Below are 14,198 nucleotides of genomic sequence, written 5' to 3'. Positions count from 1 at the left end.
CCCGCTTGCCGCCCTTCCAAGCCGGCGTCCTGCGGCAAAGCTGTTGCACGGGATGGATTTTTTCGCGGGTCCACACTAGCCTCACATCAAACGGTATCGTTAAATTCCTGCGCCAATCCACGCGGCGGCTCATCGAGTCGAAAGTCTGTGGAGAGTTCCTCCTCTGCTTCCGTCAACGGTGCCGGCTCCGGGAGGGCGCCTGTCTGGCCTTCAAAGATGCGTTTCAGAATGCGGTCCGAAAAATATCGCACCTTCCTCAATTGCAATGGTGGCAGACCTTTGATGAGAACGATCTCGTAGTCGTCGTCGAGCAGCCGAACCTGTTCGGGACGCAACAGCGGTGCACCTTGATGCGAATTCTGAATGTTCCAGTCGAATCTTCGCGCCTGGCTGTAGGAAATCGATTTGGCTTCAAACGTGTATTCACCGATGGCTTTGGAAATGTAGTTCGGGGTCTCATCATCGGCCGTTGCCATGAACACTTGCAGGCCGGTATTGCTGAGAAAATTCTGCTTGCCAGCCTCTCCATAAGCCCCTGTCAGTGCCGAAAGGCTTTGGATGATGAGCATGAAACGCCCCTTGTAGCCCGCGATAGTCGTAATTGCGGTCTCGATCGCCTCCAGCTTACCCAAGTGCTTGAACTCATCGAGCAGGAAGAGAACCTCGTGCTTTTCCTCCGGGCGGGGCAGCGACCGCTGTAGAATTGAAACGATTTGCTGAAAAAACAAGCGTATCAGAGGCGCGATCACCTCAAGGTCGTTTGGACCAACACAAAGATAGATGCACGTTCGGCGACGGCGAAGATCATAGACCGAAAAGTCCGAGCGACTTGTGGCCGCCTTAACAGCGGGATCCGCCCAGAGATTGAGCCCGCCATCGCCGAGCACGGAAGTGTAGGAGGTCAGGATTTTTGTGTCGTTCCCGGCCATGTCGTCGAAGATGCGTTGAGCCTCTTTGTTTCGCGTCTCCATGGCGAGTTGCGCGAAGAGCTTAAACTTTTCCCCCGGCTGGGCGAAGAGATCATAGACGGCGCCGATTGTCGGCGTGCCCCGCTCGATGCAGGCAAGGATCCCCGCGACAAAGATATCTCGCGCGCCGCTGACGAAACCTTCCGCGCCTTCCCCCTTGGCCGTAATCAGGTTTGCGGCCAAGCGGCGGGCTTCGGTGAATTGGAGCTGTGGAGGCAGCGCAATAAGGTCCAACAGTGGATTGTAGCAGTTCGTGCGCCGCTCCGAATCCAGCGGCGCGAATTTGAACACGTCATCGCCTGCGGCTTTGCGCGCCCTCGAGGTGAGCTCGAAGAGCTCCCCCTTGACGTCCAGAGCTATCACTGAGCCTTTGAATGTAAGTAGCGTTGGAATGACTACGCCGACGCCCTTGCCAGCGCGGGTCGGTGCAACGATGAGGCTGTGAGGCTGCTCGCCATTGGTCAGGTAGTAACCAGGCCAGAAAGGGCCACTCGTCTTCCCAAATACCGGTCCTTTCACGCCACGGTATCGTCGCAGATATCCGGTGCGTCGCATTTCATCCACTCGAGCCCAACGAGCCGTCCCGTGGTGTTCGAGCTTGCGGCGCAATACGACCTGCTGAATCAGCAAGACGACCGCGGATGTCGAGAGCACGATAGCCGCGCCCCGATAGAAGACGGGGGTTGCGAAACCCAGATAGAAGGGCGTCTCAAACCAAAAGGCACGGACATCAAACGCCATCAAGGCCTCGCCGCCACCGCCGTGGAGGAAGGTTGCGTACAGACTTGCCGCACAGAACCCCACGGCGAGCGAGCAGGCGATGCTAACGGCTATGTTGGGGGTCGTCGTTTTGGTTGAAGGCATTGTTCCATTGCCTGCCGCAGCTCATGGTGCGGCTTCAGACACCGAACCGACGTCGTGATGTCGCCGCTCGACAGATCGATGCCGAGGCGGGTGGCGCAATGGTTGCATCGCACCACCCGGCAGACGTGGTTTTTTGAAAGTTACACAAGTTAGTGCGTCAACGGCCAGCGACTTGGAAACAGCCAGGCCGTGAACGCAATTCGGGAGAGAAAGCGTCTACTGTTGCCGAGATCTCAACGGCCCCCGCGATCCCTGTTCCTGGTGGACTCCTGCAGGTCCGCTCGGGCCTGACTGTAGCTGCGGTTTATGGCCTGCCCTACTAGACCACCCCGCTGCAGCTGTTCATAGGAGATTTGCGTGCCTGTCGCATGAACCGCAGCCTCAAGGCCTGCTATGTGGGCGTCCAGATCCGCATGCCGTTCCTCTGCATGCTGCGGCGGAGGCATTTGCCGCAAGAGGGGTTCCAGGCCGGGAACTGCGTGAGCTTGGGCCTGCTGATTTGGATCCATCTGGTGATACGCCTGGATAATTGCATTCTGTGCCACCATCCTGATGTTGCCGTTCGGATCAGACATCAATTCAACGGCTTGATCAAGAATGCGAGATTGGTTTTCGTTATTGAACTTGCCGAAGTTGGGCGCAACGTTAAGAGCTCCGAGAGCTTGCGAGGCCGGATCCATGTTGCCAATGCGATTGACAACAGCATCTTGCATGTGTGGCGTTAGGTAATTGGCTATATTGCTGACCGCTCTGACTTGCTCCAATGCAACGTTGTCCGGCCGGTACCCCAATTCGGATGTCAGCTTCCAAGTCAGCTCGACGGCTGATCGTCCGAGCTGATTGCCCCGCCTTTCAAATTTTGCGAGTTCAGTTTCTTGCCCGGGTTGAGTACCCCGAATGGCTGTTCGCGCTTCCTTCCCGAGGCCTTTGAAGCCTGCAAGGTTTCGCGCTGTATCGCGCGGGTTAGCGGTTACCAGCCGTTCTGCTACCTGCGTTAATGGCCCCTCTGTAAGGGACAGGATGGTAGAGGGTTCCCTGGCTTGTTCCCTGGCTTGGGATGAACTTGCAGCTGCGCGTGCCCGTTTGTTATCGCGATCCATTGCTCGGTCTCCAAAGTCGTTATTCTACGCATGAGGTTATCACCCAAGCCTGACCTGCTGAACCGATATGGTGTTACAGTTGTAGTCTGGCAGAAGGTTCCAGTCTCGTCCCAGCCAAGATGACGAGGCTGGCATCAAATGCCGTGAGTGACTTCTGCCAAAGCGCATGAATGGTACGCCCCGGCTCTGTCGCCTCCTCCTTCCGGTCGTTGCAAGAGCCCGGGGTGATATCCTCGCGGCAGCTTCTCCTTTGAGCGCAGGGTGGATGATCGAGCGTTGCTACAACGACCACCGCCCGCTCCGGCTGATCAGCCGCGGCCCGGCAATTTGCGCGGCCGCCAATAGCACCACCGCGCTTTGCCACCATCCGGCCTTCCTGCTGCAGGCTCATGGCAATCTCGCGACGGGGCCGGTGACAGGCGAGGTGCAAAGGACGGGCGGGAAAAATCGCGCTGGCGGGCAGCGCGGCATCGCACAATGCCGCCCCTTCTCGGCCCGGCCGCCTGTCGCCTATGAGTGCCCGGCGTTAGCCCCAGCCGCTGGCGAGTCAACCGTCAGCTGGGCGACAGCGACATGTTCAACGCCTTCGTGCCCGGGGTTTTCTCAACGGGAGGTCGCCTGGCGCAGTCACCCCGGAACGGACGGCCTATTCAGCGCCAGCTCCGCAGCAACATGACCAGCTGCAATGGCCACGCAGCCTTGCGCTCCAACCGCATTGATGCAGGCGCACCATCGACATTACTTGCTTTGGCTGCAACATCCCCTCTCCTTCCCCGCCCCACGACGATGCAGGACTCAGGAAAACTTCAGTTACGCAAAGACGGTCAGTTTCTTCAGCTGCACCTCGATCGGATGCAAGGGGATAAAGGAGGGTTCAAGTGGCGCCGAAGCGCAGACGCGATGGCATGACTCGCGCACGCAGCCGTCCTGGCCGACAGGCCTGTTCTTGGGCACAAGCTCGAATTGAGCGCCTTATCAAGGCTCAAGGAGTTTTCAGGTTACCGTCGCGATCGCGGCGCTATTACGCTCTGAGCACGCACACTTCCGCGCGATGCGAAGGCAAACGATACGCTAACTGTCACGCCTGACGGAGTGAATCCGACCGCCATCAAGTATTCTCCAGCGTGCATGTGCAACACGGTGTTTGTTACTCTTTTTGCCGATGGCCCTCGCCTCGTCGCCGAGCCGGCTCTGTGCTCGTGGTCGCAACTTCAGGTCCCACGCCCTAGGCCAGCCAGGACGTCAGTGTCGGCTGTGGAACAATGTCGGGTTCGGATGGCATGGGCGGCCCACAACGGTTTAGTCAGAGGCTTTTTCTCTTGGCACACTTAGTGCGGCAGATGATCCACAAACGCTGCATGGATCCGCGATACAAGGAGAGCAATCGCAGGGACGAACATGAGAGGGATACATTGCGTGGCCCGCGCCTTCGATCCTGCAAAGCTGCATTTCACATCCTGGGCGGGCGACCGCACGTGGAGAGCAACATCGACGGTCAGCGTGTTTTCACGTGGGGAAGTCCGGGACGCGGTTCCAACTTATTTCGGCCTATGGGAATAGTGAGCCGATCTGCAGCCAGAGCCGAGGCGCAGCGACCGAGATCTAACAGGATCACTGCAAGTCGATGAGATCGTAGGATAATCAGGCACGGTTGAAGACACCAACTATTATAGGAGCATCGACAGCGCCGACCGGTATGCAGGCTTGCTTTCTGACTAGCGTCAGTTTGCTACTTTGAATGAGTCGCACACTAAAGCATCGTAGAGCTGGCCTAAGTCGCCTCAAGCCGATGCGCGCCGCAAACCATTATTGCTGTGCAGGTGTTTGCAGCCCTGTGCGATTGGGAGACCGCCTCGCCATGAAGTGGACCAGCTTACTTCTGCTGAGCACATTCAGGCTCGGACCTGTGTCCCGCAAGAAGAGGGTGGTTCGATCCGGCACTGACCCTAGGGCGGGGGGCTTGTTGAGCCGGTGCCGGACCGAACCGTCTAGGGCAACGCCGGCTATGTCGTGGGAAATTGTGGCTTCGGCGCGGCTAAACCGTGGCGGAAATGTGTCGACGATTCACCGTTTCCAACACGCGCGTTGAAAACGTGACTGGACGTTTCGGAAAGCGCCTAGCGCTGCTGGGTTTGGCGGGAGCTGTGCAGATGGGAGGCTATCCTGGCTGTGAAAATTAGTCGCCCGGTCAGTGTGGCCGGATTTCAGGAAGGGAAAAGCGCGCAAAGTCAATTCGGCGGGACGCGGGGCGACACACAATCGCAAGCCAGCAGGCGCGGCTCGGCTGCGAGGAGTTCGGCCATCTCCTTCTGAAGGCTCAACAGAGGACAGATCAGTCAGGACATGCGGATCCGAAGCAGAAGTCATGCGCTTCAATCTTGCGGCGTTAGAGACGCCCGCGATTTTCATGACCGGGCAAGGCCGCTTTCATGACCGGGCAAGGCCGCGCCGTTTGTCAGCGATGCCGGAATGTCGGGAGTACTAGGTGAGGCGAGCGCCGCTCGAGAAAATGGAAGCCGCCGCAGGTCATCAGTGCCTTCAAACCAGCTGGCGCGCTTTGACCAGTTCGGAAAGCGGCGCCAACAGCCAAGTCTTCTATCCGCCGGTACAGCGCCAGAACGCCGCCGGCACCTGTTACGCGGGCGTGGCGACGATCGCAGCAGTCGCAGTGGACACCGCCTCAGGGGGACGTGAAGCTCCTTTCGCATCATTCCATCCTCGAAGGCGGCACCAAATCGTGCCGGAACTCGTCTCGTGTCAGCTCCAAGGCAGCCTGGCCATGGGCGTCGGCCACGCCCTGCTCGAGGCTTTGCCGCTCTATGAGGACGGACCCGACCGGAACTGGAACCGGTATTGCCTGCCGCATGCCAGGGATGTCGGGGTCTGGACACAGACATCGGAGGTGCGACTTCCTGCACGAATATCTCAACCTTACGGGATCGCGGCTTGGCTGCGGCCAAGGCATCTGCCACGCGTGCGCGATCATTCTCGAGGACCCGGAAGGACGTTACCGTCAGATCCGCAGCTGCATCACCGCAGCGCATTTCTTCGATGGCAAGTCCGTCCGCACATAAGAAGGGCATGCCGAACGCGACGCGAATGGCGATGTCGTCCGGCTCTCCGCGATAAGGCCTTCGTCGAACGTTTTTCATTCCAGTGCGGCTATTGCACTCCGGGCTTTGTCACCGGTGCAACCGTGCTGGTTGAGCGTCTCAAAGAGAAGCCGGTCCACAGGGCGGATGTCGAAAGCACGATCGAGCAGGCGCTTGCGCCGTTGTCGTTGCACTGGTTAGGTCCGTTACCATGAGGCGGTCCGTCACGTGATCCTGAGCACGCCCGGCCTGGTACAGACTGAAATCCGGCGATGAAGCGTTCCTCGATTGGCCTGCGGCACGCATCTGGTCGACTTGCAGCGCCTGATCGGCTGCCGCACGGTTTGCAGAGTCAACGAATTCCCTCGAAGTGAGCAAAGCTCTTCCTTGGCTCAGTTCGTACGCACTTGAACCGCCTGTGTGACCCGTTCGATGGCACTAGCTCCTGTCAGCGAGAGGATTGGAGTTTCTGACCGAATTGTCTCTCGTCACATTGATTGGGAAGAACAGTTAAGATCGGCTATGGACAATCTGGACGCTTTGACCCATCCAAATTATGCTGCGGCCTGCCTGTCGATAACGAAAGTCTGGCATTGAGCTTTTGGAACGGACCAGGGCTGCCGCAGGTCTTCGAGCCGTCCTGCATGGGCGAATGGGAGTCCCGGGTCAGGCGACTGCGGAAGGTGGCCAAGTCATTGCCGCCTTCGCCCAGAAGCGCGGAAGGCGGCTATACTCAGATTGGCCGATACATCAAAACCCGACCCTTCGGAATTAACTGCAGCAAATAGTCGAAATCACTGACGTTGCCCGTTAGAACGGAAAATCCCATTTTCTGCGCATGCAGGAACAGCACGCAGTCTTGAAGCGCCCGAAGCTTGGAATCATGCTTGTAGCCCTGGAGGCGACACAGCATTCCTGAGAGAAGGGCGGCTCGGCCCAAGACATCGGGATCTGGTGCAAAAACCCGATGGGACGGCATGTCCTTGATCATGCTCCCGATCTGCTTGACAGCTTTACTCGTGCCCGAGTGTTTCGGATCAAGCACGCCTACAGTGTGCATCAGCTCCTGGATCGCTACGGTGCTATGGTTGACCTGCCTGACATCGAGGAGGTCGGCAACTGCGTCAGGCGCCCGGCCTTGCAAACCGTCGATATAGACGCAGGTGTCCAGCAGCAGTTCTTGCCCCGCCCCGCCGAGGTTGCCGATGATCGGCAGCTCCGTGTCGGGGCGGCGGCTCAAGGTTTTTTGAGGATCAAATCGCGACCACCTTAAGGCCGCACCAAAGTCGAAATCGGCCAATTCAGAATCCGAGCTTCAGCGTCGGATCCACAGTCCCCCGTGTTTTCCTGAAGGTCTCGGCGAAGTTGTCTTCCAGAGCCACATTGGCCAATGCAAATTCGACGAGCTCGGTATCAGACGTCAATCCGGTTCGAGCCTTGGCTTTCTTGATTAGATTAGCACTCACCCGCCCCGCAATCCTGCCGTCCTTCTCAGCGCGCAGGCCAGATTCTTCCGCCCTCTGCAGGACCGCGTTAATCCTGGCCAATCGACGCATCTGCAATTTCTCAGCCAGCTTGGGATGGGTTCTCGTCCGCTTGCCCACTGGCCCTTGGCCGCGACGCATCCGTACAGCTGTCTTCGTCATAGGGGTTCCCTCAGGTCCGTTTAACAAAAATGGATTCTAGACAACATAGCAGGCAAGGTGAATTTTTCAAATGCACCAAGACAAAGGGCGGTTGTTGGCACCCGGAATTGCGTGCTGAAGCTCTCCAAAAGGAGGGATGTCACGAAGTAGGGATGTCACCGCTGCAATCGACCGAAACAGCCACTCAGGTACAATTTTTCCGGCATTAGATGCTATGGGGGTGGAAAGCCGCTTTGGGCCCCTCACGCCCGAACGATTGTTCACGGTGGATCACCTCCACGAAAGTATCCACAATTGGCGACGTTTGCGAAATATTATCGCTGCCGCGGCGCCAAAATACCACGTAGTCGTATCTCGCTGACGGCTCAAAAGGAACGATTTTCACATCAAACATTTGATATTGCTGTGCAACAAATTCATTATCTATTGCAATACCTATACCATATGCGACAAAGGAAGCATCCAAGCCTATTGTGTCCGAATGAACCTTCGGCAATAAAGGAAGTTCTCTCCGCCCGTATGTCAATAGGCCCAATTTGTTAGAAGTGTATTCTCTCTCTAGAACGATAAGGGGCTCCCCTGAGAGGTCGTCAACAGTTATGATGTCCTTTTCAGCAAGGCGATGGTCGGGTTGCAACACGCAGACACTCTTGCTTTCGGCGACTATCTTCCACTCAAAGAAGCGTTCATCTAACGGCAGTCGGGAAATCCCGATATCGGCCTCTCCCGTCACAACGCTTTGTGCTATCTCGTCGTATCGCTGGGCCCTATAATGAAATTCTAGAGTCGAATCTAGATTATTTAGCGCAAGAATTATTTTGGGGATGAGTCTCAACGAGAATATATGCGGTGCGGCAATCGTCAGGAGGTTTCGCTTGGCGCTGAAAGAATCGGTGATTTCCCTCTCGATGTGGCCGAGGGTCTCAAAGTATCTGTCTATGCGGTTGTAAATTTCGATGGCGCGCGTGGTTGGAACAAGGCCGCGGGGATCTCGCGCAAAAAGCTTCTCACCAACAGCTTCTTCAAACAACTTGAGATGCTGGCTTACGGCCGACTGGGTAATCCCGAGTTCTCGGGCGGCCCGCCTCGTAGAACCGGTCCTCATGATCTCCCGAAAAATCTGAGCGGACCTGAACCCAGCCTTGCTGTTTCGGCCGGAAATCTCTTCCATTGCCTTTGTCCGAATTGGTGGCCGCAGGGCCAGAGCTCCGTTTGGCCGCTATATCAGTAAAATTAATAGGGTGTCACAAAAACTTAATAAATTGACCATTTTCCCGATTCTCCCCATCGTCTGGCGTAACAAAACCAGTGGATCAGACGCATCAGAGAGAACGCTGACATGACGCATGCAGCAACACCCATCCCCTGGCAGAGCGGATAGTTCACAATCGAACACAGGGGACACAGCTCTAAAAATTGCGGACTATAACGTTAGAAAAGCACATATGCGGCATTCGTATTTCCGTGCCTCTGGCAGGAACTGTTCCGACCCCAGCTCGGACGTTGCGCACCCGCAACCAACTACCCGCGCTTGTCGTAAATCCGCACGGCCGATCCTTACCGGATCAAGGAACTAGCCAACACTTTCTCCGCAGTCGATCGGTTGCCACAAAAAGTGGCCGCTAATGACATTTGCCCATACAGGGGTTGATACTCAATCATGCCTTCGCCGTTCACCCTCGCCCTCACCGGACAGTCCCTCATCTACCACGATATTCGGCATGTATCGGACGACGGCTTCGCCACGATCAAAGAACTGATCCGGCAAGCCGATGCCTCATTCACGAATTTAGAAACCACGATTCTCGGCCGGCATGGTGGGTGGCCGATGAAAGGCACCTATTTCCAGTGCTCTCCACCTGTCGTGTTGGATAATTTGAAGGATATTGGCTTTAGCGCACTGGCTCTTTCCAATAATCATGCGTTCGATCTTGGGCCCGCAGGAGTGCTTTCGACACTTGAGGAAGTAGACGAGCGTGAGTTTCTGCGTGCAGGAATTGGCGTTGACGCCAGTGACGCGAGCAAAGCCGGCATCAAGCAACTCGGCAAGAGGAAGGTCGCCCTCATCGCGATGGATGCCGGACCAGGGCCAGCCACAATGTACGCTGACAATGCGGCAGGTACCCGTCCCGCTCGACCGGGGGTGAACAAACTCGATGTCTCGCGGGTATTCGAGGTTGACGATGAGAAATTCGCGAACCTGCGTTCCATTCAGGAAACGTTTTTAAGCAACTCTATGGAGCGCGGAACCTACACGCAGCCGGACGATCCTCGCGAACTGACATCGTCCGATGAAATCGACTTTTACGGAACCATTTTTCGCCGATCCTCCGAGAACTGCCGAAGGATCATCTTCAACGAGCAAAGTTTACGAGGTCAGCTCGCCGCAATCCGGAAGGCCTCGTTGGCCGGTGCCTTTGTCATCGCCTATCTTCATCATCATCATTGGGAACCAGATTGGCGCGAGGTTCCCGAATGGGTTCAATTCTTCGCGCGATCCTGCATTGATGCGGGAGCGAATGCGTTCGCCAGCCACGGCGCACCGGTGCTGCAGCCGATCGAAATCTACCGCGGGGCTCCGATCTTCTACGGATTGGGAAATTTCCTGTTTCATCTACCCGAAGGTGAGGACGAATGGAGTTCACCAGATATCTGGAAAAGTATCGTCGCGACGTGCAGCTTCGATGGCAACAACCACTTGGAGTCAATCGACCTCGCTCCAATCGTGATTGGAGGGGAGCAGCGGCTGAGCAGCAACAGGTATCATGAGCGTCTTGTGCCCGTGCCCGCATCAAAAGAGCTGGCTGGTTCAATGCTCGAAGACCTATCTCGACGCTCGCAAAAGTATGGAACCGAAATAGTGCTGGAAGATGCTCGCGTTCTTCTGCCAAAAGCTAATTCCCGCAGCGTCGAGGTCGCCGCCAACAGGTAGCGTCGTCCATGCACGTCAACCTGGCCCGCATCCTGATGATCGTGTCGTATAGTGCCAATGCACTGATGACGGGGCGCCCCCTTACAGCCGAACGGTTCCAAATGCGCATTTGGACAATGAGGAGAACCGAACATGCATAACGATGGGCTGGGCGTCTATGAAATCGCCCGGCGCGTGGACACCAAGAGCGCCGACTACTGTGCGCTCAGCGACCGCATCTGGGCCATGCCGGAACTCGCCTTCGAGGAGCATCGCGCGGTCGCCGAGCAGATCGCCTTGCTGGAGCACGAGGGCTTTCGCATTACCAAAAAGCTCTGCGGCATGGCCACTGCCTTCGTGGCGGAACATGGAAGCGGTAGCCCAACAGTCGGTTTTCTGGGGGAGTTCGATGCGCTGCCGGCTCTCGGGCAAGTTTCGGGCATTACCGAGCGCATGCCTACCACGGAGGGCGCATCTGGGCATGGTTGCGGGCACAATCTTCTCGGTTCCGGATCTGCGCTCGCAGCCGTGGCCTTGAAGGATGCGCTTGCATCGGGCGCCATCGCGGGCACGGTGCGCTATTACGGCTGCCCGGCGGAAGAGAGCGGATCGGGCAAGACTTTCATGGCACGGGCCGGTCTCTTCGATGATCTCGATGCCGCCTTCTGCTGGCATCCAAACGTCGTCAACGAGGTGCAGTCCACCTCGTTTCTCGCGTGCATTCAGGCTAGCTTCCGCTTCACGGGTCAGGCGTCGCATGCGGCGGTTTCTCCCCATCTTGGCCGCAGCGCGCTCGACGCGGTGGAGCTGATGAATGTGGGCGTAAATTACATGCGCGAGCACATGGCCTCGGATGCGCGCGTCCACTATGCCGTTACGAATACGGGTGGCGATGCGCCGAACGTGGTACAGGCTTTTGCGGAATCACTCTACCTGGTGCGTTCGCCGCATTTGCCGGATGCAGAGCACCTGTTCCAGCGCGTCAAGAAGATCGCCGATGGCGCCGCGCTGATGACGGAAACCACCGTTGAGGTGCAGATCATGGATGCAAACTCGAACGTTCTGCCTAACAAAGTGCTGCAGGAGGTTATGTACGAAAACATGAGTCGCCTCGGCGGCCCGGGCTTCGACGATACGGATTATGCCTTCGCCGAACAACTGCGGAAGAACGCGTTTACGAACGAGGAGATTGTGGCGAGCGTTGCGCTCTACGACCGTTCGCTGGCGAGCCAGGTGCTGCATGACGGGCTACTTCCCATTCCTGCGCGCGAAGGGATGATGATGGGCAGCACTGACGTCGGCGACGTGAGCTGGATCGTGCCCACGGTTCAGTGCAGCACTGCCTGCTTCGCTATAGGTACGCCGTTCCACACTTGGCAGCTCGTCACGCAAGGGAATCTGCCAGCAGCCCATAAAGGAATGGTGCTCGCGGCGAAAGCAATGGCGACCACCGCGGCAGATTGCCTGCGCAATCCCGATCTTATCGCCCGGGCAAAAGCGGAATTGAAGGAGCGTACTGGCGGGCGACGCTACATTTGCCCAATTCCGCCCGAGATCACGGTCGACAACTTGCGCGGTAAGGCAGCGGCTTTTGCATAGGTGCAAGAAGACCTTACGCTCGGCGGCCTCGCTTGCAGAGTTTCATTATCTGGCGGACAACGCTCCGTCACAGTTGGGTTCATCAAGTTCCGCGAATGGCGTCGCAATGACATCGACTGTCTGCTGCGCCCCGGGGGTTAGCAGAACAGGGAACCGCAGCGCGTTCAAGCGATGAATGTCCCCAGGCCTTTCCTTCTCTGCGCTCGCGCAAATGGTCCGTATTGAAGTAGCGGTTCGCCTCGGCCACCTCTCATGAATTTCTCACCCCAGCTCTGCGCCAAGCTTCGAGTTTTTGGTTTTCCGCTTGGCGAACCACAGCGCTAGGCTAAGTCGTGCACATGCTATCCGTTGGGGCCGCACTTCCTGAACGCGCCCTGAGGGCCGGATGGCCGTCGGAGACCGCGAACTCGACATTGGCAAGTCCGCGCTGCTTGAGCCCTGTCGTGAACCCGCGCCTGTAATGGTGCTGTCACTCCCGTAGCCAGCTCGACCACCAGCACCTAGCGCAGCCCCCAGTCCATTCTGATCGCCCACAGCACCGCCTGGCTGGATGACCCGGCCAGGCGGGCCCGAAGCGCCGCGTCCATAATGAGGAACAAGCAAGGTGTCGGCAAGCCGTCGCTCAAAGATGCTTGCAGGCTGCTGATCAGGCCTGCCAGGCAGCAGCCCTGCATCGCGGAGCGTCATCCAGCCATTTGCCTGCCTCGTGTGTGTGGCCATATCAGTAAAATTAATAGGGTGTCACAAAAACTTAATAAATTGACGGTTTTGGCGATTCCTCGCATCGTTTCGCATGCAAACAAGCAATAAAAAGCGGTTGGGAAAAACGTCAGAACCTATGTGCGCGTTAACGTCTATTGCGACGGTGCAGAGCAAAAAGGCGGCGTCCCGGGAGGCCTGCTACGAGATCGACCTCGGCGCGATCAGGCACAATTACCGTCAGCTGCGTAGGCATCTTCCCCGGACAGTGAAGATTTTCGCCTGCTTAAAGCGCAATGGATATGGCTGTGGAGCGGGACCTGTCGCCCGCACACTGGCAACAGAGGGGGCTGACGGCTTTGCTGTCGCAACCTTGCCCGATGCTATGGCCATCCGGGAAATGGGCATCGATCTCCCGGTTTTGCTTTATCCCGGTCCCCTACCGACATCGGCGAAAACAATTGAAGCGCTCGGACTCACCGTTACCGTTTCCAGCCTCAATGAGCTGGAGTCCTGGCGCGCCGCCATGAGCGTCACCCGTATTTTCGTCAAGGCGGATCTCGGGTTCTTCAGGGCTGGGGCCACGCCGCAGGAGATAGGCCGGCTTCTCGCAGCCGCGCACGTCTGCAACGACGTTGAAGTACAGGGGCTCTACGCCCATCTCAGCGAGCTGCCCACATCAGTGACTTCGGATGCTAGCGAGCAATTTTCCCGCCTGCAGCGGATTCTACAGGATGCCGAGGCGTCCGGCACCCGTCCCCCGATCATTATGATGTCGAGTACTGCCGGTGTGCTTCGGCATCCCGCGATGGATCTCGATGCCGTCGATCCCGGGGCCCTGTTTATCGGTCTTCCCGAGACGGATCGACCCATGCGGGCCGTCACCCTGCGGCCGGCGCTCAAGGCCATTTCGACATGCCTCGTTTCCGTCAAGCGGATCGACGCTTCTCTCGGTCCTATACCAGACATACCCGGTTTTCGGTCGGGAATGACCATCGGCGTCCTAGGTATGGGGTGGGGGGATGGCCTTCCGCGTCACGTGCCAGCCCAGGCCGAGGCGCTGGTGAGGGGGCAGCGCGCGCGCCTGCTCCCTCCCGCGCATCTCGAGCACCTGCGCATCGATCTGACGGACGTGCCTGATGCAAGATTTGGCGACCAAGTGCTCCTGCTCGGACAGCAAGCGCACCAGACCATCACTCACGAGGAAGTCGCCGCTCAATGGGGCACGGACCTCATCGGTCTCTATGCCCAGCTCCGCGACCACATCCCGCGCGTCTATGTCTGAGACATTGGCGCAGAAATAGAGGAAACGAAATGAA

9 protein-coding genes are annotated in these 14,198 nt (G+C 57.6%); 4 read left to right on the top strand and 5 right to left on the bottom strand.

The window, feature by feature from the left end:
- Positions 1 to 86 precede the first annotated feature (86 nt).
- Together virD4 and LB547_RS25180 are read right to left on the bottom strand one after the other, a co-directional pair.
- Positions 87 to 1,832, bottom strand: coding sequence for a type IV secretion system ATPase VirD4 (virD4, locus tag LB547_RS25185; protein WP_064993317.1), 1,746 nt, complete (start codon positions 1,830 to 1,832; stop codon positions 87 to 89).
- A 233-nt stretch (positions 1,833 to 2,065) separates the two neighbouring features.
- Positions 2,066 to 2,932, bottom strand: a complete 867-nt coding sequence (locus LB547_RS25180; RefSeq protein ID WP_064993318.1) for a hypothetical protein — start codon at positions 2,930 to 2,932, stop codon at positions 2,066 to 2,068.
- Positions 2,933 to 5,441: 2,509 nt separating this feature from the next.
- On the opposite strand from LB547_RS25180, the gene LB547_RS25175 reads away from it, so the two are divergent.
- On the top strand, positions 5,442 to 6,239 hold the full coding sequence (locus LB547_RS25175; RefSeq protein WP_140725118.1) for a 2Fe-2S iron-sulfur cluster-binding protein: 798 nt from the start codon (positions 5,442 to 5,444) through the stop codon (positions 6,237 to 6,239).
- 518 nt (positions 6,240 to 6,757) lie between these two features.
- Here LB547_RS25175 and LB547_RS25170 read toward each other — a convergent pair.
- The 3 genes from LB547_RS25170 to LB547_RS25160 all read right to left on the bottom strand — a co-directional run bounded on the left by LB547_RS25170 (position 6,758) and on the right by LB547_RS25160 (position 8,841).
- Positions 6,758 to 7,324: a type II toxin-antitoxin system VapC family toxin gene (locus tag LB547_RS25170; RefSeq protein ID WP_064993320.1), complete on the bottom strand. Its 567-nt coding sequence runs from the start codon at positions 7,322 to 7,324 to the stop codon at positions 6,758 to 6,760.
- A 1-nt stretch (position 7,325) separates the two neighbouring features.
- On the bottom strand, positions 7,326 to 7,670 hold the full coding sequence (locus LB547_RS25165) for a hypothetical protein (protein WP_064993321.1): 345 nt from the start codon (positions 7,668 to 7,670) through the stop codon (positions 7,326 to 7,328).
- 205 nt (positions 7,671 to 7,875) lie between these two features.
- A complete protein-coding gene (locus LB547_RS25160; RefSeq protein ID WP_064993322.1) occupies positions 7,876 to 8,841 on the bottom strand; it encodes a LysR family transcriptional regulator in 966 nt (321 codons plus the stop codon).
- A 489-nt stretch (positions 8,842 to 9,330) separates the two neighbouring features.
- Between LB547_RS25160 and LB547_RS25155 the strand changes: the two genes are divergently transcribed.
- From LB547_RS25155 to alr, 3 genes are all read left to right on the top strand, one after another.
- Positions 9,331 to 10,602, top strand: coding sequence for a CapA family protein (locus LB547_RS25155; RefSeq protein ID WP_064993323.1), 1,272 nt, complete (start codon positions 9,331 to 9,333; stop codon positions 10,600 to 10,602).
- Between the two features lie 132 nt (positions 10,603 to 10,734).
- Complete coding sequence (locus LB547_RS25150; protein WP_064993324.1) at positions 10,735 to 12,180, top strand: M20 family metallopeptidase; 1,446 nt, start codon at positions 10,735 to 10,737, stop codon at positions 12,178 to 12,180.
- Positions 12,181 to 12,973: 793 nt separating this feature from the next.
- Positions 12,974 to 14,164 (top strand): alanine racemase, encoded by a 1,191-nt coding sequence (alr, locus tag LB547_RS25145; RefSeq protein WP_224655959.1) that lies wholly within the window; start codon positions 12,974 to 12,976, stop codon positions 14,162 to 14,164.
- The last annotated feature ends 34 nt before the right edge of the window (positions 14,165 to 14,198 follow it).

Source organism: Mesorhizobium sp. B264B1B (genome assembly GCF_020165765.1).
GTDB lineage: Bacteria > Pseudomonadota > Alphaproteobacteria > Rhizobiales > Rhizobiaceae > Mesorhizobium.
This window is presented reverse-complemented; position numbering and strand designations above follow the sequence as displayed.